This is a genomic window from Brachybacterium sp. SYSU DS0246 (assembly GCF_059391765.1).
In genome coordinates, this window is the sequence record NZ_JBZXYT010000007.1 from 53,267 (window position 1) to 74,548 (window position 21,282).

Here is a 21,282-nt window from a genome sequence, read left to right on the forward strand (position 1 = left end):
GCCGCCGGCGCCACCCACAGGTCCCACCACGCACAACGGAGAGCCCATGGATCACGAGACGTCCTCTGCCCAGCTCACGCTCGGGGACAAGTCCCTCGACCTCCCCCTCGTCCCCGCCGTCGAGGGGAACTCCGGCATCGGGATCGGGCCGCTGCGCAAGGAGACCGGAGAGGTCACCTACGACCCCGGTTTCATGAACACCGCCAACGCCAAGTCCGCGATCACCTACATCGACGGCGACGAGGGCATCCTCCGCTACCGCGGATACCCCATCGAGCAGCTCGCGGAGAAGTCCTCCTTCCTGGAGGTCTCCTACCTGCTGATCCACGGGGAGCTGCCCACCAAGGGCCAGCTGGAGAATTTCGAGGCCCAGGTGGAGCGGCGCACCCTGCTCGACGAGCGCTTCAAGCGCATGTTCGACGGGTACCCGCGCGACGCCCATCCCATGGCCGTGCTGCAGGCGGGCGTCTCGGGGCTGTCGACCTTCTACCAGGACTCCCTGGACCCCTTCAACGAGGAGCAGACCCGACTGTCCACCGTGCGCCTGCTGGCGAAGGTGCCGACGATGGCGGCCTACGCGCATCGCATCGCCCAGGGCCACGCGCTGCTGTACCCGGACAACCGGCTCTCGCTGATCGAGAACTTCCTGCGGCTGACCTTCGGTTTCCCGGTCGAGGACTACATCGCCGACCCCGTCGTGGTGCGCGCGATGGAGCAGCTGCTGATCCTGCACGCGGACCACGAGCAGAACTGCTCGACCTCCGCGGTGCGCCTGGTCGGCTCCGCGCAGGCGAACCTGTTCACCTCGATCTCCGCCGGCATCGGCGCGCTCTCGGGCCCCGCCCACGGAGGCGCCAACGCGGCCGTGATGGAGATGCTCGACGAGATCCAGGAGCGTGACCTGGATCCGCGCGAGTTCATGGAGAAGGTGAAGAACAAGGAGGACGGCATCCGGCTGATGGGCTTCGGCCACCGGGTGTACAAGAACTACGATCCTCGCGCCCGCTTCGTCAAGAAGATCGCCGACGACGTGCTCGAGACGCTCGGCGTCCACGACGAGCGTCTGGAACTGGCGATGAAGCTCGAGGAGATCGCGCTGAACGACGACTACTTCGTCGAGCGCAGGCTCTACCCCAACGTCGACTTCTACACCGGCATCATCTACAAGGCGATCGGGTTCCCGACGCACATGTTCACGGTGCTGTTCGCGATCGGCCGCCTGCCGGGCTGGATCGCGCAGTGGCAGGAGATGATCCACGACCCGGAGACGAAGATCGGCCGTCCCCGCCAGATCTACACCGGTCACGCCGAGCGCGAGTACGTGCCGATGGAGTCCCGCACGGGCACCACGGAGCTGCGCCTGGAGCAGCTCGCCTCGGAGCTCGAGGAGGAGCGGCGCGCCCAGCAGGAGAAGCTCGCCCAGGAGCGCCGTCTGGACCACTGAGACCGAACCGCTCCCGCCGGGGACAGCACGACACCGCAGACCCGCCGCAGCGCATCGACGATGCGCCGCGGCGGGTCGTTCCCGTCGGGCGGGCCGGTGGCGCCGCGGTCAGGTACCGCTGACCAGCACCACGACGCGGTCGGGGTCGCCGCCGGCAGCCTCGCCCCAGACCGCGGCGTCATCCCCGCGCAGGCTGCGGTCCCATATCCGGCCCTGGTAGGAGACCTGCACGACGCCGTCCTCGGCGGCGCGGGCCACGGCCCAGTTGGCCACCGCCCAGCCCCGCCCCTCGTCGCCGCCGGGGTCGACCACCAGCGCGGTCGCTCCGGCGCCGGCGGGCAGCTGCGGGGCCACCGAGCCCGCACCGGCGAGGGAGGAGGTCAGCGCTCCGGAGTCCGTCAGCCGCGGGAACTGGCGCTCCAGCTGCGCGCTGACCTGCTCGGGGGAGACGGTGCTGCCGACGGCGCCCAGTGTGCAGACGAGGTTCGGGCCCGACTGGCCGGTCAGCGCGGAGGCGTACAGGCGGCCCTCGGTCTCATGATCGCGGTACGCCTCGGGGTGACCGCTGCGCTGGACCCGCTGGGCGACGTCGTTGATGTCGGCGCTGGTGTACCCCTCGATCTGCTCGAGCGCGTCGTAGAAGGCGTTGGTCGCATAGAGCGGATCCAGGAGCTCCACCTCGCTGCCCCAGCCCTGTGAGGGCCGCTGCTGGAACAGTCCCAGCGAGTCACGGTCCCCGTAGTCGATGTTGCGCAGCTGCGACTCCTGGTAGGCGGTCGCCAGCGCGATCGACGCCGCCCGCGGCGGGAGGCCCCGGTCCACCGCGACCGCGCTGATGAGGGCGGCATTGGCCGCCCGCTCGGTGGAGTAGCGGTGGCTGGTGCCCAGGCCGGTGGCCGTGCAGGTGCCTTCGTGAGCGGGTGAGCCGTAGCGCTCGAGGGCGAGGTACGAGCCACCGGCGATCCCGGCCAGCAGCAGCACCATGGCCAGCGGGATCGCCAGGTGCCGGGCGAAGCCCCCGCGGGAGCGGGCGGTGCGTGCCACCTGAGGCCCCCCTTCAGTCGTCAGTTCGCGTGCAGGGCGGCGTTGAGCTCGACGGTCTGACCCTGACGGGCGACGGCCTCGACCGCACCGGTCAGGGAGTTGCGGCGGAAGAGCAGGTTGGCCATGCCCGAGAGCTCGCGGGCCTTGACCACGTGCGCCTCGCCCTCGGCGCCCCCGTCGGCCGCCTTCTCGCCGACCACGATCACCTTGGTGCCGGCGGTGAGGTAGAGACCCGCCTCGACCACGCAGTCGTCGCCGAGGGCGATGCCGATGCCGGCCTCCGCACCCACCAGCGAGCGACGGCCGATGCGCACGCGCTCGGAGCCGCCGCCGGAGAGGGTGCCCATGGTCGAGGCGCCGCCGCCGACGTCCGAGCCGTCCCCGACCACCACGCCCTGCGAGATGCGGCCCTCGATCATCGAGATGCCCAGCGTGCCGGCGTTGAAGTTCACGAAGCCCTCGTGCATGACGGTGGTGCCCTCGGCCAGGTGCGCGCCCAGCCGCACCCGGTCCGCGTCCCCGATGCGCACGCCCGTGGGGAGGACGTAGTCGACCATGCGGGGGAACTTGTCGAGGCTGAACACGGTCGGAGTACGGCCGGCGGCGACGAGCCGCAGCCTGGTCTCCTCGAAGCCGGGAACGGCGCAGGGGCCCTCGGACGTCCACACCACGTTGGTCAGCGTCGAGAACAGGCCCTCGAGGTTCTGGGCGTTGGGCTGGACCAGGCGGTGGGAGAGCAGGTGCAGGCGCAGGTACGCATCGGCGGCGTCGGCCGGCGCGGCGGTCAGGTCGATGCTGCGCACCACGACCTCCTGCGTCGTGCCCCGTACCTCGTCGGCGTGGGCGGCGGCGCCGAGCTGGGCGTGCAGGGGGTGGGATTCGGGTGCCTCCGGGGCGTCGCCGAGCTGGGGGGAGGGGTACCAGGCGTCCAGCGTGGACCCGTCGGCGGCGATCGTGGCGAGCGCGATGCCCCAGGCGTGGGTCGCGGCGGGAGCGGTGGTGTCCGTCGTCGTAGTCATGGGGAGAGTCTACGAATCCTGGGTGGGAGGGGACGCGCCCCGGTCACCGACCGGCGGGGTCCTGAGTCCCGAACCACTCCGTCGCCCGGACCCGGCGCGCGATCTGCTCGAGCCGACGACTTCGGAGATGGACGCAGAGCACCGCGAGCAGGAGGGCCGCGACTCCGCCGCCCAGCGACCACAGAGCCGGCGGGATCAGCGCGCTCTCCTCTCCGCGCAGCAGCGTGATCAGCAGGATCGCGGCGCCCGCGCAGATCGCGATCACCCCTGCGGCGACCAGCAGCGCGGGCAGCAGCGCCCGCAGGATCGCGGGCCCCGCGGAGTCGCGCTGGAGGGGTCGGGCCAGGGGCAGCCCGCGGCCCAGCTGGCCCGGGCGGGAGACCGCCCAGTCCAGCAGCGCCCGGTCCCGCAGCCGGGTCGCGACCCGGCCGACGATCGCGGCGGCGGTCAGGGCAGCGGCGGCGACCACGGCCAGCGGCCAGGAACCCAGCGGGATCGCGCCGACGCCGGTCTCGTCGGAGGTCACCCCGAGGACGATCAGTGCGACCACGCATCCCAGCGCGACCAGCACCAGCGCGGTCTCCAGCACGCGCCACCCTCTCTGCCGTGCCGCCTGCTCCGCCTCAGCGGCGGAGGAGACCTCGTCGCAGACCTGATCAGCCCCCTCCTCGAGCACCACCCGGCGCTCGTCGGCCAGGCGCACGGCGAAGTCGTCGACGCTCTCCGGCGCCCGCAGGGACGCGGCGTAGGTGGCGCGCTGAGCAGTGGTCAGCCAGGCGGTCAGCACCAGAGCGTCCGCCAGGGCCCGCTCCTCGGGGATCTGACTCGAGTTCGCGAGCGCACGGATCCGTGCGGCCCGGCGCCCGCCGAAGAGACCGCCCCGGGCGGCAGGGGCGCCATGGGGCTGATGCCTCGGCGGCGTCGATGGGTTCTCCATGGGTCTCATGCTCCCAGACCCCGCGCTGCGCGGCAGCGGGACCCGCCCGCGCCATACTGGAGCGATGACCGCCGCCACCGAGCCCGCCCGCACCGTCGCCGTCGTCGGAGCCGGCCCGCGGGGCACGGCGATCGTCGAGCGCCTGGTCGCCGCCTCGAGGCGCGCGGACTGGCAGGGACACCTCACGGTGCACCTGATCGACCCGCACGTCGGCCGCGGCGGGTCGGTGTGGCGCCACGACCAGCCGGACGTGCTGCTGATGAACACCACCACCTGCCAGACCACGATGTACCCCGACGAGTCGTGCCGCCCCGTCCTGCCGACTCTGCACACCGAGACGCTCGCCGATCATCTCGCCCGCGAGGGCCTCGGACCGGGCGACTTCGCCTCCCGCGCCGCCCACGGGCGCTACCTCGCCCGCGTCCTGGCCACCGCGGAGGCCGACGCCGACCGCGCCCGGCTGCGCATCGTCCAGCACGCCGCCGAGGCCGTCGACGTCACCGGTCCGGCCGACGGCGCCCAGCGGGTGCGACTGTCCGACGGGCGCGTGCTGCGCGCTGACGCGGTCGCGCTCGCCCTGGGCCACCTGCCCACTGCGCTCGGCCCCCGCTCCCAGCAGCTCGCCGACGCCGCCGAGCGCCACGGCCTGATCCACATCGGGCCCGCCAACCCGCTCGAGGTCGACTACTCCTCCCTGCTGGGCCGGGATGCGGTCGCCGTCCAGGGCATGGGCCTGAACTTCTACGACGCCATCGGCATGCTCACGGCTGTCGCCGGCGGCCGCTTCGAGCCCGACGCCGAGGTGCCGTCGGGCCTGCGCTATGTTCCCGGTGGCGAGGAGCCTCGCCTGGTGGTCGGCTCCCGCTCCGGCATGGTCTACCGGCCCAAGCCGGACCTGCCGCCCGACTCCCTCGCGCCCTACGTCCCGCAGGTCCTCACCGGGGAGCGGGTGCTCGAGCTCGCGGTGCGCCCCGCCGGCGTCGACCACGAGCGCGATGTGATGCCGCTGATGCTGGCCGAGCTGCGCCGCGCCCTCGCCGAGGCAGGGTTCACCGATCTCGCGACCGACGAGGCGCTGCTGCACCTGCTGTTCCCCTTCGGCCGGCGCGGCGGCGAGAGCCACGAGCCCCACCGCCGCACCCGCGACGTGCTGCGCCGGGCTCTGTGCGCCGCCACGGAGCCGGATCCGGCGTGGGTGCTGATCTACCGCGTGCTGGTCGCCCTGCGTCTCCAGGTGGGCCGACTGACGGACCTCGGCGCGTACACGACGGAGTCCGTGCGCCGCGACATCGATGGGCACCTGCGCAACGCCTTCGCCTCCTGGGCGTCGGGTCCTCCGGTGCTGCGCGTGCGCCAGCTGCTCGCCCTGGAGGAGGCGGGCCTGGTGACGTTCACGGGCCCACGCATGCACCTGGACATCGACGAGGAGGCCGGCCGCTTCGCGGCGCGCGCCGCGGACGGGACCACCATCCTGTGCGACGGCGTGCTGGAGGCGCATCTGCCGCCGGTGGATCTGCCCGCCTACCGCAGCGCCCTGCTCGGTGCCTGGCGGGAGCGCGGCGAGGTGCAGAAGGACTCCTGGGCCTCTCGCGGGACCCGGCGCCGCATGCTCACCGGCTCGATCGCCGTGGATGGCCTGTACGCGCCGATCGGGGTCGACGGCACCGTCTACGAGCGTCGCCTCATGGTCGGAGTGCCGGTGAGCACCGCCCAGCCCGGCTCGGCGATCAGCGCCGAGCCCGGCACCTCCGCCCAGCTGCTGCGCCACGCCGAGGCCGTGGCTCTGCGGCTGGCCCGCGCCGGGGGCGCACTCGCCGAGGAACGGGAGCGGGTCGAACGGTGAGGCAGGGGCAGAGGCAGGAGCGGGGCATGGCACGATGGCGCCCATGACCACCCACGGCGCCCCCGCACTGGACCCGTCGGCCGACATCGTCGACCTCACGGCGGCGATCGTCGACATCGAGTCCGTCTCCGGCGACGAGCGCGCGCTCGCCGATGCGATCGAGACCGCCCTGCGCAGGCGGGCACCGCATCTCGAGGTGATCCGGGACGGGGACACCGTCATCGCCCGCACCCATCGCGGGCTCGGCCGGCGCGTGCTGCTGGCCGGCCACCTCGACACCGTGCCCGTCGCCGCCAACCTGCCGTCGACGCGCCGTACCCGCGCGGGTCGTGAGGAGCTCGTCGGCCGTGGCAGCTGCGACATGAAGGGCGGCGTCGCGGTCCTGTTCAAGCTGGCCGTGGAGGCCGACGCCGCGCCCGTCGACCTCACCTGGGTCTTCTACGACCATGAGGAGGTCGCGGCGGCGGACAACTCGCTGACCCGCATCGCCGCCGAGCACCCCGAGTACCTCGAGGCGGACTTCGCGATCCTCGGCGAGCCGACCTCGGCCGGGGTCGAGGGGGGCTGCAAGGGCACCATGCGGCTCGAGGTCACCGCCCGGGGCGTGGCCGCGCACTCCGCGCGCGACTGGGTGGGCGAGAACGCCATCCATCACCTGGCACCGGTGCTGGAGCGCCTGGCCGGGTACGAGGCCCGGCGGGCGGTGATCGACGGGCTGGAGTACCGCGAGTGCCTCAACGCGGTGGCGATCTCCGGCGGCATCGCCGGCAACGTCATCCCCGACCGGGCGAGCGCGACGATCAACTACCGCTTCGCCCCGGACACCACCGTCCGGCAGGCGGAGACGCACGTGCGCGAGGTCCTCGCCGGCCTCGACCTCGACATCGCAGTCACCGACGCGTCCCCCGGTGCGCTGCCGGGCCTGGACACCCCGCCGGCGCGGGAGTTCCTCGCAGCGCTGGGCGAGGACGTCCCGGTGGCCGCCAAGCAGGGATGGACGGATGTCGCCCGGTTCGCGGCCCTCGGCACGCCCGCCGTGAACTTCGGCCCCGGGGATCCGCTGCTGGCCCACGCCGACGACGAGCACGTGCCGGTCGCGGACCTGGAGGAATCCCTGCGCGGCCTGCGCCGGTTCCTCGCCCCGCCGTCGGCGCCCGGGGATACGCTCGCTCCATGACGTCCCAGGCTCCACAGAACCGCCACGACCACCGGAAGGGACCCGTCACGCTGCGCGGGAACCTGCGCCCCACCCGCACCACCGATCAACGGCTGCTGGAGGAGGACGGTCCCGGCGACTGGGTCCACTCCGACCCGTGGCGGGTGCTGCGCATCCAGTCGGAGTTCGTCGAGGGCTTCGGCGCTCTCGCCGAGCTCGGCCCGGCGGTCTCCATCTTCGGCTCCGCCCGCATCGCCGAGGACCATCCCCACTACGCGGTCGCCATGGAGATCGCGCGCGGCCTGGTGGACATGGGATATGCGGTCATCACCGGCGGCGGCCCCGGAATCATGGAGGCCGGTAATCGTGGAGCTCAGGAGGCGGGCGGCGTCTCCGTGGGCCTCGGTATCGAGCTCCCGCACGAGCAGGGCATGAACCCCTACGTGGATCTCGGGGTCGACTTCCGCTACTTCTTCGCCCGCAAGATGATGTTCGTGAAGTACTCCAGCGGATTCGTGGTGATGCCCGGCGGGTTCGGCACCTTCGACGAGCTGTTCGAAGCGCTGTGCCTGATGCAGACCCACAAGATCGCCATGTTCCCCGTGGTGCTGGTGGGCCGGGACTACTGGAGCGGACTGATCGACTGGCTCCGCAGCGCGGTGCTGGACTCGGGGGCGATCAACAGCCCCGACGTGGACCTCATGCGTGTCGTCGACACCGCCGACGAGGCCATCGCCGTGCTCCGGGAGGCGGCGCAGCGATGACCGCCGTCAGCCCCATCGTGCTGCTCCTGCTGCTGGCCGCAGCGGTGGTCGGAGTGGTCATGGTGCTCGTGGCGCTGGGGCGTCTGGGCGACGGGATCAGCGTGCCGGAGCGGCGTCGCAGAGCGCGTCGCTCGACCACGTCACAAGACCTGAGATAATGGCCACCGTACGCGCGCTGTCCGAGGCCCCGTCCGGGGGAGCCACTCGGGGACAGCGACACCATCAAGGAGGCACGCCATGGCTGCTATGAAGCCGCGCACCGGGGACGGTCCGCTCGAGGTCGTGGAGGAGGGGCGCAGCATCATCATGCGGGTCCCGCTCGAGGGGGGCGGGCGCCTCGTGGTCGAGATCGCGGCATCTGAGGCCGAAGAACTGCGAGACGCCCTCCAAGGCGTTATCAAGGTCTGACCGACGTGCTGCGAGCTTGCGAGCGGTAGGAGGTCAGGAGGGTGTGCAGAGTCTGACCGACGTGCTGCGAGCTTGCGAGCGGTAGGAGGTCAGGAGGGTGTGCAGAGTCTGACCGACGTGCTGCGAGCACGCCGCCCAGCAGCCCCGCACCGCCACGGTGCGGGGCTGCTGTCGTTCCCGGGGGAGGAGAGAGCTCGTCGGATCCGCGACCCGGTGGGAATTCGAGGCCCGTGGCAACCGGGTCACGGATCCGGCGAGAGCGCGGAGGCGAAAGATGTGGGGGCGGGGCTCAGGAGCCGGCGGGGCGCAGCACGGCGGCCAGCACGCCGTCGCCGCTGCCGGTGAGCACCGGGACCAGGTCCTCCGATTCGGAGACGGCCTTGAGCACTGCCCGCACGGACTGCGTGGTCGAGTCCCGGGCCGCCGGATCGGCGACGCGATCGTGGTAGAGCGCGTGAGGGATCACGAGCACCCCGCCGGGACGCAGCAGCCGGCGGGCATGGGTGAGCAGGTCGAGGGCGTGCGGCGCCTGTGCCGGGAAGCTGACGAGGTCGTAGGCGTGGTCGGTGAGGCGTCCGATGACCTCGCGGGGGCTGCCGGCGATGGTGCGCACCCGCGGTGAGCGGATCTTCGCCTCTGCGAAGGACTCGCGGGCGGCGCGGTGGTTCTCGACCTCGGGATCGATCGTGGTGAGCACGCCGTCGGCATGCATGCCCGAGAGCAGGTAGAGGGAGCCGACGCCGCTGCCCGTGCCGATCTCGACGGCGGACTTGGCCTGCACGGCCGCGGCGAGGACCCGCATCAGCGCACCGGCGCCGGGCAGCACCGGGGTGGCCCCGAGCTCGTTGCCACGTTCCCTGGCCCGTGCCAGGACGCCGTCGTCGGCGTAGAGGGTCGCCTCGTCGACGAACTCCTCGCCATGGGCCCAGCTGGCCACCTTTCCCGACGACATCTATGCATCCTCTCCTTCGGTCCCGTCACGGTCGGCTAAGACTACGACAGCGGCTGAGAACTCCTCACCGACTGCGGTGCAATAATGGCACTGCATATCAGCGGACGACACGTACAGGTGGAGCATGGGCGGCCAGGGATTCTTGGGACTCGGCGGGTGGGAAGTCGTCATCCTGCTGATCGTGTTCCTGGTCATCGTGGGACCTCAGCGTCTGCCTGATCTCACCCGTCAGCTGGTCCGCTGGGTCCGTCAGGCCCGGCAGTGGGTCGACGACTCCCGCGCCACGGTCGAGGACGAGATGGGTATCGCCATCGAGGACCTGCGCAAGTACGACCCGCGTCAGTACGACCCGCGCCGCATCATCCGTGAGGCCTGGGGCGATACCGACCCCGAGGATCTCCTGCCCAGCAAGGAAGCGATGTCCGCCGTCGCGGGAGCGGGAGCGGCCGGTGCCGCGGCGAAGAAGGGCTCCTCGAAGGGCGGGAAGGCGAAGAAGGACAAGGGCCCCCAGCGCGCCCCCTTCGATCCCGAAGCCACCTGAGCCGACGCGGAACCCGCTGGGCCGACCCCGAACCCGCTGGGCCGACCCCGAACCCGCTGAGCCCACCCGGACGCCATCAGGCGGCTCGGGACACGGGCTCGCACAGGCCCGGACCGCCGGGCCCAGCACGGGCCGGAAACGCGCCCGACGGCGTCGCTCAGGACCGCGAGACAGTCAGCGGCAGCTTCATCTTGTCCAGCCCCCGCGGTGTGTGCACGAGCGAGCGGGCCACGCCCGACAGCGCCATCGCGGTGGGGGAGTCCGGGGCCGAGACCACCATCGGGACACCGGTGTCGGCACCCTCGCGCAGCGCGGGGTCCAGACCGACCCGGCCGAGAACGGGCACGTCATGGCCGACGGCCTCGGCCAGGGTCGCCGCCACGCGGTCGCCGCCGCCGGAGCCGAACACGTCCATCACGGAGCCGTCCGGAAGCGTCAGCCCCGCCATGTTCTCGATCACCCCGGCGATCTCCTGGCCGGTCGAGGAGGCCAGCGAGCCGACGCGCTCGGCGACGCTGGAGGCGGACTGCTGCGGCGTGGTCACCACGAGCATCTGCGCCGAGGGCAGCAGCTGGGCCACGGAGATCGCGACGTCCCCGGTGCCGGGCGGCAGGTCCAGCAGCAGCACGTCGAGGTCGCCCCAGTACACGTCGGAGGCGAACTGCTCGATGGCGCGGTGCATCTTGGGCCCGCGCCACACCACGGCCTGCCCCTCCGGCACGAACATGCCGATGCTCATCACGGCCACGCCGTGGCCCTCGGGCGGCATCAGCAGGTCGGAGACCTTGGTCGGCTTGTCGGTGACGCCGAACATGCCGGGCATCGAGAATCCATGGATGTCCGCGTCGATCACGCCGACGCGCAGTCCGTCGGCCGCCATCGCGGCGGCGAGATTCGCGGTCACGGTGGACTTGCCGACGCCTCCCTTGCCGGAGGAGACCGCGTAGATGCGGGTCAGGGAGCCGGGCTGGTTGAACGGGATCTGGCGCCGCCCCTGCCGCAGGCGTGCGGTCAGCTCGCGGCGCTGCTCCTCGTTCATGGCCCCGGTGGTGACCTCGACGCGGCTCAGGCCCGGCACGGTGGCGGTGGCCTCGGCGGTCTCCCGTTCGATCCGGTCGCGCATGGGGCAGCCCTCGATGGTCAGCAGCACCTTGACGTGGGCGGTGCCCTCGGCGTCGACGGTGACGTCGTCGACCATGCCGAGGTCGGTGATCGGCTGACGGATCTCGGGGTCGATGACGCCGCTGAGCGCCTCGTGGATGAGGGCGGCGCGGTCGTCGGTGGCGGAGGTCTGCTCTGTGGTGGTCACGAGAGGTCGTTCTCCTTCGGGTGGTCGGGGGAGCGTTCGGCCAGCGCGGCGGCGACCTCCTCGCGGAGGATGGTCCGCAGAGCGCTGGTCTCGAGGGTCATGACGGGGGACTGCTCGGTTCCCGCGCCGGACGCGGTCGAGGCGTCGGCGGGGTCCCTGTGGGAAATGTCGGGCTTCGTGCGGTTCCCGCTCTCGGAGGGCGCCTCGGCGTCGTCCGTCTCGGAGCCGGTGCGCTCCTCGAGCCCTTCGAGGAGGTCCCGCAGCTCGCCGCGCACGAAGTCGCGGGTGGCGACCTCGTTCAGGGCCAGGCGCAGCGAGGCGATCTCACGGGTGATGAAGTCGGTCGTGGCATGGTTGATCTCGTTGGACTGGCGATCCTGCTCCGCCTGCACGCGGTCGCGGTCGTCCTGACGGTTCTGGGCCAGCAGCAGCAGAGGAGCGGCATAGGAGGCCTGCAGGGACAGGATCAGGGTCAGCAGCGTGAAGTTCAGGGCACGCGGGTCGAACTGCGCCGATTCGGGGGCCAGCGAGTTCCACGTCAGCCAGGCCGCACAGAACAGGGTCATCCCGACCAGGAAGGCCGGGGTGCCCATCATCCGGGCGAAGGCCTCCGCCGCGCGGCCGAATGCGTCGCCACGGAGGGGGTTGCGCAGCCACGTGCGGCGGCGGGGACCGGGATCGTCGAGAGGAGCGGGGTTGTGCTCGGCCATTCTCACTCCTCCTCGGCGTCATCACGGGCGGTCGCCCGGGCGATCTCGGACAGGTCGATCTGTCCGGTGGTGGGCACGGGTTCGTCCTGCTCGCGCCAGTCATCGGGCAGGACGTGATCGAGCACGTCGTCGACCGTGACCGTGCCGAGCAGGTGGCCGTCGTCGTCGATCACGGGGATGGAGACCAGGTTGTAGGTCGCCATCTCGCGGGTGACCTCGGACAGCGGCGCGGTGGGGCCGACGGCGACGCGGTCGGCATCGAGGATCTCGCCGACGGGCCGGTCGGGCCGCTCCCGCAGCAGCTGCTGGAAATGGACGATCCCCAGCAGCCTGCCGGTCGGGGTCTCGAGCGGGGCGCGGCACACCAGCACGGTCGCGGCGAGCGCGGCGTGGAGATCCTCGCGGCTGATCATCGCCAGACAGTGGGCCACCGAGGTCTCGGGGGCGACGATGATCGGCTCGGTGGTCATCATGCCGCCGGCGGTGTATTCGTCGTAGGCCAGCAGGCGGCGCACGTCCTCCGCCTCTTCGGGCTCCATCAGGCCCAGCAGCTGGGAGGCGACCTGCTCGGGCAGCTCCTGCAGCAGGTCCGCGGCGTCGTCGGGGTCCATGACGTCCAGCACGTCGGCGGCACGGGTGGGATCCAGCCCGGTGACGACCTCGACCCGGACGTCCTCGGGCAGTTCCTCCAGCGCATCGGCCAGGCGTTCGTCGGCCAGCTCCCCGGCCAGCTCGATCCGTCGCTTGGCATCGAGCTCCTGGATGATCTCGGCCAGATCGGCGGGATTGAGATCCTGGTAGGAGGCCGCCAGCAGGTGCGCCGACTGCTCCGCCTGGGTGCCGAACAGTCCGCTGACCTCGGTGATCTGGACGGTGAGCGTCTCCCCGCGCGATACCAGACGGCTCAGCGAGCTGCCGCGGCGACGGCGGCGCACGTGCAGCCGGGAGACCTCCCAGTCCTTGTGCCGGTTCTGGTCCAGGGCGATGTCCAGCACCGTCGCCTCGCCGGAGCCGTCGTTGAGCGTGACCGCGCGATCGAGCAGGTCACCGATCACCAGCAGCTCCCCGGCGCGCTTCTCGAAGCGGCGCACGTTCAGCACCCCGGTCGAGATCACCTGGCCCGGCGAGATGGAGGTGACGCGGGTGATGGGCAGGAACACGCGGCGCTTGGCCGCGACCTCGACCACGAACCCGACGGCGCGCGCCGAGCTGCGTGCCTGGGGCAGCACGACGACGTCCCGCACCTTCGCCACCACGTCCCCGATGGGATCGAAGACGGTGGTGCCGGCGAGCCGAGCCGCGTAGAAGCGCGCCAGCTGGGCGCTGCTCACTGCCCCGGACCTGCTCACGGCCGCCGGCCGCTGATCTCGGCGATCCACTTCTCGACGTCCTCGGCCCGACGGGGAGCCGCGGCCGAGAGATTCTCGACGCCGTCGGCGGTGACCAGGACGTCGTCCTCGATGCGCACGCCGATGCCGCGCAGCTCCTCGGGGACCAGCAGGTCGTTCTCCTTGAAGTACAGACCGGGCTCGATCGTGAAGACCATCCCGGGCTGGAGCTCCGCGTCGAGGTACATCTCGCGACGGGCCTGCGCGCAGTCGTGGACGTCCATGCCCAGGTGATGGCTGGTGCCGTGGACCATCCAGCGCCGGTGCCACTGACCCTCGGGCGAGAGCGACTGCTCGGCGGTCCCCGGCAGCAGCCCCCATTGCTCGAGCCGGGCGGCGATGACCTCCATGGCGGTCGCGTGCAGCTGGCGGAAGCGCACGCCGGGCCGGGCGATCGCGAAGGCGGCGTCGGCCGCCTCCAGCACCGCGTCGTAGACCTTCCGCTGCGCCGGGGCGAACGTGCCGGAGACCGGCAGGGTGCGGGTGACGTCGGCGGTGTAGAGCGAATCGACCTCGACGCCGGCGTCCAGCAGCACCAGATCGTCCTCGTGCACGGTCCCGTCGTTGCGGATCCAGTGCAGGGTGCAGGCGTGGTCGCCGGCGGCGGCGATCGTGTCATAGCCGACGCCGTTCCCCTCGACGCGCGCGGTGCGGGCGAAGACGCCCTCGATCACGCGCTCGCCGCGGGCGTGGGCGACGGCCTGGGGCAGGTGGGCGATGACGTCCTCGAAGCCGCGGACGGTCGCGTCGACGGCCTTGCGCAGCTGGCGGACCTCGTACTCGTCCTTGACCAGACGCTGCTCACTGGTGGCTTCCTTCAGCTCGGCGTGCTGCGCGGCGGCGTCGTCCCCGCCGGGGAGCCCGTTCTGGGTACGGATCTCCTGGACCATCGATTCCACGGCGGCATCGACGCCCGGCATCACCGACAGCGACAGCTGCGCGCCGACGTCCTTGGCGAGGTGGTCGCGGAGGTCATCGATGTGCCGCACCTCGATGCCGAGGCGCTGCGAGGCCTCCTCGAGCGTCGGCCGGCGGCCCACCCACATCTCGCCGTAGCGCGAGTCGGCATAGAACTCGCTGCTGTCGAAGCCGGCGCGGGGCCGGAAGAAGTACGTGGCCTGCGCTCGGCCCGGATCCTCCGCCGAGGGCTCGACGACGAGGACGCTGTCGGGCTCCTCGTCGGTGCCGAGGCCCGAGTAGTAGGCGAAGGCGGTGTCCGGGCGGAACTGGTAGTCGGTGTCGTTGGAGCGGACCTTGAGCACGCCGGCGGGCAGCACCATGCGGGTGGCGGGCAGACGTCGCACCAGCGCGTCGCGTCGCGCTGATGTGAAATCCGCCGCCTCGCGGCGTTCGGCGTCGGGAACCGTCTCGTCCCATCCGGAGGCGATGAACTCGCGGAACGCCTCGTTGGTGGGGCGCTGCGAGCGGGCATCGCCGCGGGAGGCGAGACCGTTGCCGGTGGCGGGCGTGCTGGTGTCGGTGCTCTCGGTGCTCACCCCCCGATGGTCTCACGCGCCGGTCTACCCTGGAACTATGAGCGACAGGTCCGATCCCACCCGCGCGGAGCGCATCGACCTGCACGCCCATACCTCGTGGTCCGACGGCACGTGTGATGTCCACGGTCTGTTCCGGGGCGCCCGCGAGGAGGGGCTGGGCGCTCTCGCACTGACCGATCACGACACCGTGGCCGGCTGGGCGGAACTGCCCGGCGCGGTCACCGCGAGCGGGGTGGCGGCCGTGCCCGGCGTCGAGGTCTCCTCCGAGCACGAACGCCTCAGCGTGCACATCCTGGCGCTGCTGGTGGACCCCTCTCCGGACACGGAGCTCGCGACGGAGATGGCCAGTGCACGCTCCTCCCGGTCCCAGCGCGCTCGCCGGATGGTCGAGCTGGTCGCGGCCGACTATCCGATCACGTGGCAGGACGTGCAGGCGCAGGTGGCCGGTGAGCGCACCGTGATCGGGCGCCCCCACATCGCCGACGCCCTGGTCGCCCAGGGCAGCATCCCGGACCGCTCCGCTGCGTTCCGCGAGATCCTCAGCCCCTCCGGGCCGTACTACGTGCCGTACTACGCGCCCTCGCCGACGGTCGCGGTGCGCGCGATCCGCGACGCCGGGGGAGTGGCCGTGGTCGCCCACCCGGGCTCCGTCGCCCGCGACGGAGACCTTCCGCTGGAGCTGCTGGAGTCCATGGTCGAGGCGGGCCTGGCCGGCGTGGAGGTCGATCATCGCGAGCACGACGAGGCCGAGCGCGCCCGGCTGCGTGACTTCGCGCGCCGCCACGATCTGCTGATCACCGGTGGCAGCGACTACCATGGCGCCGGCAAACCCAACCGGCTCGGGGAGAACCTCACGCAGCCGTCCGTCCTGGCGGCGATCACCGAGCGCGCCACGAGCACCACCGAGGTCATCCGCCCGTGAACCTGGTCGATCCGAGCTTCCTGACCGGGGTCTTCGTCACCCTTTTCGTCATCATCGACCCGCCGGGCACGGTGCCCATCTTCCTGTCGCTGACCAGCACCATGACCGCGAAGCAGCGGCACCGGGCGGCGCTGGTGGCCGTCGGTGTGGCGATGCTGATCATCTCGGTGTTCGCCCTGTTCGGGCGGTTCATCCTCGACTACATGAGCATCTCGCTGCCGGCGCTGCAGTTCTCCGGCGGGCTCCTGCTGCTGATCGTCGCGCTGCAGCTGCTGACCGGGAAGATGGGGGAGATGGCTGCGAGCGAGGGCGTGAACGTGGCCCTCGTGCCGCTGGGCACGCCGCTGCTCGGCGGCCCCGGGGCGATCGTCGCGGTGATGCTCTTCGTCCAGCAGACCGAGGGCGAGGTCGCTCGGATCAGCTCGCTCGCCATCGCCATGGTGCTGCTGGCCGTGGCGATCTACCTCGCGATGCGGTTCGCGGGCGTCATTGCCCGGATCCTCGGCGAGGGCGGGGTCACGCTGGTCACCCGCATCTCCGGCGTGCTGCTGGCCGCGATCAGCACGCAGATGATCTTCGACGCGATCCACGCCTTCCTCGCCGCCTGGGGCGTCGTCCCGGCCTGACGTGCGGAGCCGCCCTGCGGATCAGCCCCGCGGACCTGCCCTGCGGATCTGCCCTGTCGGGGCGTTCCTCGTCAGGACCTTCCCCGTGAGAGCACGAATGCCCGCGACCCGGATATCACTCGGGTCGCGGGCATTCTCGATGCTCAGCTCTCGGCGCGCTCAGCCCTCGGCGGGGGCGGAGGAGCCGCCGCCGTTGCCACCACTGCCGCCGCTGCGGCCGCGGCCGCCACGGGAGCGGCGACGGCGGGGACGTTCGCTGGACCCCGCGGCGTCGGAGCCCTCGCGGCCTCCGGCCGGGCCCGAGCTGCTCTCGGCGACGACCTCGCCGTTGACCCGGCGGGTGCGCGAGCGCGACCGGTTGCGGCGCGGGCGGTCGCCGGAGCCTTCCGTCTTCCCGCCCTCGCTCGAGGACTGCTCGCGGCGCTCACCGCCGCGTCCTGCGCCACTGCGGCCGCCGCTGTCACGGCCACCACGGCCGCCGCTGTCACGACCGCCGCGGCCTCCGCCGCGTCCGCTGTCCCGCGGCCCGCGGGAGCCGGAGTCCGGGCCGCCGAGATCCTCGATCGCCTCGGCGTCCAGGCCGTCGCGGGTGCGCTTGTCGCGGGGCAGCGAGCCCTTGGCGTCGGAGGGGATGTCGAGCTCGGCGTAGAGGTGCTCCGAGGTGGAATACGTCTCCACGGCCTCCGTCGACTCCAGGCCGAGCTGGCGGGCGATCAGCGACCACCGGGCCAGATCCTCCCAGTCCACGAAGGTCACCGCGGTGCCCTTCTTGCCCGCGCGGCCGGTGCGGCCGGTCCGGTGGAGGTAGGTCTTGTCGTCGTCGGGGCAGTTCCAGTTCACGACGTGGGTGACATCGGTGACGTCGATGCCGCGGGCGGCGACGTCGGTCGCGACCAGCACGTCGATCTTGCCGTGACGGAAGGCGCGCAGCGCCTGCTCACGGGCACCCTGGCCCAGGTCGCCGTGCAGCGGGGCGGCGGCGAAGCCGCGGTCGGCGAGATCGCCGGCCACCCGGTCCGCCTGGCGCTTGGTGCGCATGAAGATGATCGTCAGACCACGCTCGCGGGCCTGCAGGATGCGCGCCATCACCTCGATCTTGTCGAGCTGGTGGGCGCGGTAGACGACCTGCTTGATGTCAGCCTTGGTGCGCGCCTCGTCGCCGGGATCCTGCGCACGGATGTGCGTCGGCTGGCTCATGAAGCGGCGGGCGAGGGCCATGATCGGCCCGGGCATCGTCGCGGAGAACAGCATGGTCTGGCGTGTGGTCGGCACCGCCTGCAGCAGCTTCTCGATGTCCTCGAGGAAGCCGAGGTCCAGCATCTCGTCGGCCTCGTCCAGCACCGCGGTGCGCACCTGGGACAGGTCCAGGTACTTCTGACGCAGCAGGTCCAGGAGGCGGCCGGGGGTCCCGACGACCACCTCGACGCCGCGCTCGAGGGCCTCGATCTGCGGCTCGTAGGCGCGACCGCCGTACACGGTCAGGATGCGCACCGGACGCTTCGCCGAGGCCGCCTCGAGATCCGCGGCGACCTGCACCGCGAGCTCACGGGTGGGCAGCACGACGAGGGCCTGCGGCTTCCCGACGGGGCGCCCGTCGGGGTTGTCCTCACCGGGTGCGACCGCTGCCTGCAGCAGGGGGATGCCGAAGCCGAGCGTCTTGCCGGTGCCCGTCTTGGCCTGGCCGATGATGTCGCGGCCGCGCAGGGCGACCGGCAGAGTCATCGACTGGATCGGGAACGGAGTGACGATGCCCTTGGCGGCGAGGGCATCGATGATGTCGGAGCGGACGTCGAAGTCCGCGAAGGTCTGTTCGGGCGCGCTGGTCCGACCGGTCTGGTCGGTCGTCTGGTCAGCAGCGTTGCCGGAGCTCTGCTCGACGGCGGGGGAGGCCGACACGGCCTCATCGGTGTGCGGGATGGTTTCAGGCACCGTTCAACTCTCTAAGTCATGGATGTGCACTGCCATGGTAGCCCCCATGCCTGCGGGGCGCCGGGGGAGTGCCCCGATTCAGCCGGCGCCGCCGTCGCTGGAGGCAGGCAGCGGGCTGCTGGGATCGGTGGGAGTGACGCGTTCCTCGTCCGGCAGCCCTTCGCCCGGCTCGACCTCCTGCTCGGAGGGGACGGGCGCCTCCGGCGTCCGGTCCTCCTCGGGAATCCGGAGCTCGGGCTGCTCGGCGGGCATCTGGGAGCGCTGGATCGACACCGAGACCAGTCCCATCCCGCCCATCACGATGTCGTCGTAGGCGACCAGATCCCCGGTCTCCTTGTCGAAATAGAGCATCCGGGCCGTGAGATCGAGAGGGTCGTCACCCTGCAGCACCGGGGCGATCCCGCCGGAGGCGAGCGCCCCGCCGGTGGAGCCGACCGTCAGCCAGTTGGTGCCCGAGCTCTCGACGTCCAGCTCGACGTTCGAGGTGTGCATGTGGCCGGACAGCACCAGCGGCACCCGGCCGAGCAGGCCCTCCGGCTGGGTGGGGTCATGGATCAGGGCGAGATCGACCGGGTCCTCGGGGTGTTCCCGGTCGTAGTCGGTGATGGTCTCGCCGAGCTGGAACCCGCTGGCCGCGACGGCTTCCTTCCCCTCGCGCCATCCGCCGGCGTCGGAGTCGTCGTCGGCCGCGAAGCGGGGATCGCCGATCCCGGCGATCTGCAGCCCGGCCACCTCGGTGACCTCGTTCTCCAGCACGGTCGCATTGGGCTGGTCGGCGATCACGGCCGCGGTGCTCGCCCCGTCGTGGTTGCCGGCGATGTAGACGTAGGGCACATCCAGCTCGCCGATCGAGCTGAGCAGCTCGTTCTCCAGCGACGTCCCCCAGGAGATGATGTCGCCGGTGTCGATGACCAGATCGATCGCGAACTGGGATTCCAGCTGCTCGATGACGTCGTACGCCTGGGGATTGTCGTGGATGTCCGAGACGTGCAGCACGGTCGTGACGTTCTCGGCGTCCATCCCCACGGGCAGGGAGTCCGCCGCGATGTAGAGAGCGGAGACCTGCCCCACGAACTCGGCGAGCGTGTCGCGGTAGTTCTCGTAGTCCACGACCTTGCCCTGGCCGATGTCGGCGACGTAACTGGCCTGGGACAGCAGTCCCTCGAACTTCGGCTGGTACAGCGACTCGGGCCTGAACGTCACCGACGTGGCGGCCACCGAGACCCCGACCACGGCGACCACTCCGCCGGCGGCGATCAGCGAGCGTCGTACCCGGCGGAACGTGAGGCCGACGGCCAGGCCGGCCCCTGCGGCTCCGCAGAGCGCGTTCAGGGCCGCATTCGTGGCGGCGGCGGCAGTGAGCGCCTCGGGTGCCGTCCGGGTCAGGTCGCTCAGGCCCTGGTCGGAGTAGAACAGCGCCTCGGCCTTGTCGATGTCCACGCCCTGCACGCGGGCCTCGATGCTGACCGGGGCGACGTGCGTGTCGAAGGCGATCTCGCCGACCGGGGGCAGCAGCAGGACGGTCTCGGAGGCGAACGAGGGACGCAGGTGGACCGTCGCGGTCAGCGGGCCGACGTCGACCCGGGTCGCGGGGGTCAGCAGGATGCCGACGACCGCCCCCAGGGCGGCGACCAGCACGGTGGTGCTCAGATGCAGGAGACGGATGCTGCGCCGTCTGCGCCGGCGACGTCCGGCCGCGGAGTCCTCCGGGGGCGCGTCCTCAGCGGTGGCCGACGAGTCCTCGTGCGCGGCCGCGGCATCCGGATCCGTCGCGGACTCGCCCGGCGAGTCCTCGTGGGCGGCGGCCACGGTGGGTCAGCCGAGGAAGCCGACGCGGCGGGGCTCCTCCGTGGAGAGCTCCGCGAAAGCGAGCTTCGCACCGGGGATCAGCACCGTGCGGCCCTTGTCGTCGACCAGCGTGACGGGGGTGCCGTCGGTGACGGCGGCGTTGAGGCGCTCGAGGACCTCGTCGGCCTTCTCCCCGGACTCGACGACGATCTCGCGGGGGGAGTGCTGGATGCCGATGCGGATCTCCATGTCGAAATCCTTCCCTCCGCCTCGGGGGCGGATGTCCGATGCTGTGCGCCGGAAGTCTACCGCTCGGAACCGGGGCGTGCGCTCCCGTCCCCCGCCAGCACGGGCCCGGCGACCTGCGGGTGCTCCAGCGGCTCGAATCCGGTGAGTCCGTGCACCATCGCCGCGGTCATCGTCTCGAGAACCTCCTCCCGCTCGGCCTCGTCGGCGGCGGCATGGAGCAGCAGGGCGGTGGTCTGGGCGATGGCGATGAACCCCCGGCCCACCACCCGTGCCTGGACCGTGCTCAAGCGGCGTGCAGCGGTCAGCACCCCGGCGAGCTCGATCGCCATCTCGTCCAGCACCAGGTCCACGCGCTCCTGGACCCGTGGGGAGATCGACTCGTGGCCCGTGAACAGGCGCAGGGCGTTCTCCAGGGACACGAACTGGTAGAAGCGCCCGAGGCCGTGACGCACGCGGGCCGCCGTGCCGCCGGCGTGATCCCCGATCGCCCGGACCTCGTCCAGCATCCGCCCGGCGAGGATGTCGATGACCTCGACGTACAGAGTCTCCTTCGAGTCGAAGTGCTGATAGAGGACCGGTTTGGTCACGCCCGCCGCGGCGGCGATGTCGTCCATCGACGTCGCCTGGAAGCCCTTCTCGGTGAAGACGCGGGTGGCGAGCTCGAGCAGCTGGGAGCGCCGCTGCGCGCGAGGCATCCGGACCGTGGGCGCCTTGGACGGCGAAGACATGGCGTCGACCTCCGGAGGGTGTGGCTGAT

21 protein-coding genes are annotated in these 21,282 nt (G+C 71.8%); 9 read left to right on the forward strand and 12 right to left on the reverse strand.

Going from position 1 to position 21,282, the window contains the following annotated elements:
• The first annotated feature begins 46 nt into the window (after positions 1 to 46).
• Positions 47 to 1,444, forward strand: coding sequence for a citrate synthase (locus AC5020_RS05005; RefSeq protein ID WP_377019052.1), 1,398 nt, complete (start codon positions 47 to 49; stop codon positions 1,442 to 1,444).
• Positions 1,445 to 1,552: 108 nt separating this feature from the next.
• Here the strand turns inward: AC5020_RS05005 and AC5020_RS05010 are convergent, their stop codons facing one another.
• The 3 genes from AC5020_RS05010 to AC5020_RS05020 form a co-directional block, all read right to left on the reverse strand.
• Positions 1,553 to 2,428 (reverse strand): hypothetical protein, encoded by an 876-nt coding sequence (locus tag AC5020_RS05010; RefSeq protein ID WP_494564395.1) that lies wholly within the window; start codon positions 2,426 to 2,428, stop codon positions 1,553 to 1,555.
• Positions 2,429 to 2,508: 80 nt separating this feature from the next.
• A complete protein-coding gene (gene dapD, locus AC5020_RS05015; RefSeq protein WP_464987448.1) occupies positions 2,509 to 3,507 on the reverse strand; it encodes a 2,3,4,5-tetrahydropyridine-2,6-dicarboxylate N-succinyltransferase in 999 nt (332 codons plus the stop codon).
• A gap of 43 nt (positions 3,508 to 3,550) precedes the next feature.
• Complete coding sequence (locus AC5020_RS05020; protein ID WP_464987449.1) at positions 3,551 to 4,444, reverse strand: hypothetical protein; 894 nt, start codon at positions 4,442 to 4,444, stop codon at positions 3,551 to 3,553.
• 64 nt (positions 4,445 to 4,508) lie between these two features.
• On the opposite strand from AC5020_RS05020, the gene AC5020_RS05025 reads away from it, so the two are divergent.
• The 5 genes from AC5020_RS05025 (at position 4,509) to AC5020_RS05045 (ending at position 8,615) form a co-directional block, all read left to right on the forward strand.
• Positions 4,509 to 6,287: an FAD/NAD(P)-binding protein gene (locus tag AC5020_RS05025; RefSeq protein ID WP_464987450.1), complete on the forward strand. Its 1,779-nt coding sequence runs from the start codon at positions 4,509 to 4,511 to the stop codon at positions 6,285 to 6,287.
• A 43-nt stretch (positions 6,288 to 6,330) separates the two neighbouring features.
• Positions 6,331 to 7,464: a succinyl-diaminopimelate desuccinylase gene (gene dapE / locus AC5020_RS05030; protein ID WP_464987451.1), complete on the forward strand. Its 1,134-nt coding sequence runs from the start codon at positions 6,331 to 6,333 to the stop codon at positions 7,462 to 7,464.
• Entirely contained in the window at positions 7,461 to 8,207 is a 747-nt protein-coding gene (locus AC5020_RS05035) for an LOG family protein (RefSeq protein ID WP_377019057.1), read from the forward strand. The genes dapE and AC5020_RS05035 overlap by 4 nt, the downstream gene beginning before the upstream one ends.
• Positions 8,204 to 8,365 (forward strand): hypothetical protein, encoded by a 162-nt coding sequence (locus AC5020_RS05040; protein WP_377019058.1) that lies wholly within the window; start codon positions 8,204 to 8,206, stop codon positions 8,363 to 8,365. The genes AC5020_RS05035 and AC5020_RS05040 overlap by 4 nt, the downstream gene beginning before the upstream one ends.
• Before the next feature lie 79 nt (positions 8,366 to 8,444).
• Positions 8,445 to 8,615 carry a DUF3117 domain-containing protein gene (locus tag AC5020_RS05045; RefSeq protein WP_377019059.1) on the forward strand — a complete coding sequence of 57 codons (171 nt, stop codon included), beginning with the start codon at positions 8,445 to 8,447 and terminating at the stop codon, positions 8,613 to 8,615.
• Between the two features lie 289 nt (positions 8,616 to 8,904).
• On the opposite strand, the gene AC5020_RS05050 is transcribed toward AC5020_RS05045, so the two are convergent.
• On the reverse strand, positions 8,905 to 9,567 hold the full coding sequence (locus AC5020_RS05050; RefSeq protein WP_377019061.1) for an O-methyltransferase: 663 nt from the start codon (positions 9,565 to 9,567) through the stop codon (positions 8,905 to 8,907).
• Positions 9,568 to 9,691: 124 nt separating this feature from the next.
• Between AC5020_RS05050 and AC5020_RS05055 the strand changes: the two genes are divergently transcribed.
• Complete coding sequence (locus AC5020_RS05055; protein WP_377019062.1) at positions 9,692 to 10,108, forward strand: twin-arginine translocase TatA/TatE family subunit; 417 nt, start codon at positions 9,692 to 9,694, stop codon at positions 10,106 to 10,108.
• Positions 10,109 to 10,265: 157 nt separating this feature from the next.
• On the opposite strand, the gene AC5020_RS05060 is transcribed toward AC5020_RS05055, so the two are convergent.
• From AC5020_RS05060 to AC5020_RS05075, 4 genes are read right to left on the reverse strand one after another with little or no spacing between them, the layout of a single operon-like run.
• Complete coding sequence (locus tag AC5020_RS05060; protein WP_464987452.1) at positions 10,266 to 11,417, reverse strand: P-loop NTPase; 1,152 nt, start codon at positions 11,415 to 11,417, stop codon at positions 10,266 to 10,268.
• A complete protein-coding gene (locus AC5020_RS05065; RefSeq protein WP_464987453.1) occupies positions 11,414 to 12,127 on the reverse strand; it encodes a DUF1003 domain-containing protein in 714 nt (237 codons plus the stop codon). Before AC5020_RS05065 ends, AC5020_RS05060 begins: the two co-directional genes overlap by 4 nt.
• Before the next feature lie 2 nt (positions 12,128 to 12,129).
• Positions 12,130 to 13,458 carry a magnesium transporter MgtE N-terminal domain-containing protein gene (locus tag AC5020_RS05070; protein ID WP_464987454.1) on the reverse strand — a complete coding sequence of 443 codons (1,329 nt, stop codon included), beginning with the start codon at positions 13,456 to 13,458 and terminating at the stop codon, positions 12,130 to 12,132.
• A gap of 14 nt (positions 13,459 to 13,472) precedes the next feature.
• Positions 13,473 to 15,011, reverse strand: a complete 1,539-nt coding sequence (locus AC5020_RS05075) for an aminopeptidase P family protein (protein WP_464987455.1) — start codon at positions 15,009 to 15,011, stop codon at positions 13,473 to 13,475.
• Between the two features lie 37 nt (positions 15,012 to 15,048).
• Between AC5020_RS05075 and AC5020_RS05080 the strand changes: the two genes are divergently transcribed.
• Both AC5020_RS05080 and AC5020_RS05085 read left to right on the forward strand, forming a co-directional pair.
• Complete coding sequence (locus AC5020_RS05080; RefSeq protein ID WP_464987456.1) at positions 15,049 to 15,933, forward strand: PHP domain-containing protein; 885 nt, start codon at positions 15,049 to 15,051, stop codon at positions 15,931 to 15,933.
• On the forward strand, positions 15,930 to 16,559 hold the full coding sequence (locus AC5020_RS05085; protein WP_377019069.1) for a MarC family protein: 630 nt from the start codon (positions 15,930 to 15,932) through the stop codon (positions 16,557 to 16,559). Before AC5020_RS05080 ends, AC5020_RS05085 begins: the two co-directional genes overlap by 4 nt.
• A gap of 159 nt (positions 16,560 to 16,718) precedes the next feature.
• Here the strand turns inward: AC5020_RS05085 and AC5020_RS05090 are convergent, their stop codons facing one another.
• The 4 genes from AC5020_RS05090 to AC5020_RS05105 all read right to left on the reverse strand — a co-directional run bounded on the left by AC5020_RS05090 (position 16,719) and on the right by AC5020_RS05105 (position 21,253).
• A complete protein-coding gene (locus AC5020_RS05090; protein ID WP_464987457.1) occupies positions 16,719 to 18,488 on the reverse strand; it encodes a DEAD/DEAH box helicase in 1,770 nt (589 codons plus the stop codon).
• Positions 18,489 to 18,566: 78 nt separating this feature from the next.
• A complete protein-coding gene (locus AC5020_RS05095; protein WP_464987458.1) occupies positions 18,567 to 20,297 on the reverse strand; it encodes a metallophosphoesterase family protein in 1,731 nt (576 codons plus the stop codon).
• Between the two features lie 6 nt (positions 20,298 to 20,303).
• The gene (locus AC5020_RS05100) at positions 20,304 to 20,525 is read right to left on the reverse strand and encodes a DUF3107 domain-containing protein (protein ID WP_377019073.1); all 222 of its coding nucleotides are present in this window, start codon (positions 20,523 to 20,525) and stop codon (positions 20,304 to 20,306) included.
• A 56-nt stretch (positions 20,526 to 20,581) separates the two neighbouring features.
• Positions 20,582 to 21,253 carry a TetR/AcrR family transcriptional regulator gene (locus AC5020_RS05105; RefSeq protein ID WP_377019074.1) on the reverse strand — a complete coding sequence of 224 codons (672 nt, stop codon included), beginning with the start codon at positions 21,251 to 21,253 and terminating at the stop codon, positions 20,582 to 20,584.
• Positions 21,254 to 21,282 lie beyond the last annotated feature (29 nt).

What these genes read in the sequence shown, in the direction of transcription:
- AC5020_RS05005 (WP_377019052.1), top strand. Translation starts at nt 47, where the DNA reads ATGGATCACGAGACGTCCTCTGCCCAGCTCACGCTCGGGGACAAGTCC.
- AC5020_RS05010 (WP_494564395.1), bottom strand. Translation starts at nt 2,428, where the DNA reads ATGGTGCTGCTGCTGGCCGGGATCGCCGGTGGCTCGTACCTCGCCCTC.
- dapD (WP_464987448.1), bottom strand. Translation starts at nt 3,507, where the DNA reads ATGACTACGACGACGGACACCACCGCTCCCGCCGCGACCCACGCCTGG.
- AC5020_RS05020 (WP_464987449.1), bottom strand. Translation starts at nt 4,444, where the DNA reads ATGGAGAACCCATCGACGCCGCCGAGGCATCAGCCCCATGGCGCCCCT.
- AC5020_RS05025 (WP_464987450.1), top strand. Translation starts at nt 4,509, where the DNA reads ATGACCGCCGCCACCGAGCCCGCCCGCACCGTCGCCGTCGTCGGAGCC.
- dapE (WP_464987451.1), top strand. Translation starts at nt 6,331, where the DNA reads ATGACCACCCACGGCGCCCCCGCACTGGACCCGTCGGCCGACATCGTC.
- AC5020_RS05035 (WP_377019057.1), top strand. Translation starts at nt 7,461, where the DNA reads ATGACGTCCCAGGCTCCACAGAACCGCCACGACCACCGGAAGGGACCC.
- AC5020_RS05040 (WP_377019058.1), top strand. Translation starts at nt 8,204, where the DNA reads ATGACCGCCGTCAGCCCCATCGTGCTGCTCCTGCTGCTGGCCGCAGCG.
- AC5020_RS05045 (WP_377019059.1), top strand. Translation starts at nt 8,445, where the DNA reads ATGGCTGCTATGAAGCCGCGCACCGGGGACGGTCCGCTCGAGGTCGTG.
- AC5020_RS05050 (WP_377019061.1), bottom strand. Translation starts at nt 9,567, where the DNA reads ATGTCGTCGGGAAAGGTGGCCAGCTGGGCCCATGGCGAGGAGTTCGTC.
- AC5020_RS05055 (WP_377019062.1), top strand. Translation starts at nt 9,692, where the DNA reads ATGGGCGGCCAGGGATTCTTGGGACTCGGCGGGTGGGAAGTCGTCATC.
- AC5020_RS05065 (WP_464987453.1), bottom strand. Translation starts at nt 12,127, where the DNA reads ATGGCCGAGCACAACCCCGCTCCTCTCGACGATCCCGGTCCCCGCCGC.
- AC5020_RS05080 (WP_464987456.1), top strand. Translation starts at nt 15,049, where the DNA reads ATGAGCGACAGGTCCGATCCCACCCGCGCGGAGCGCATCGACCTGCAC.
- AC5020_RS05100 (WP_377019073.1), bottom strand. Translation starts at nt 20,525, where the DNA reads ATGGAGATCCGCATCGGCATCCAGCACTCCCCCCGCGAGATCGTCGTC.
- AC5020_RS05105 (WP_377019074.1), bottom strand. Translation starts at nt 21,253, where the DNA reads ATGTCTTCGCCGTCCAAGGCGCCCACGGTCCGGATGCCTCGCGCGCAG.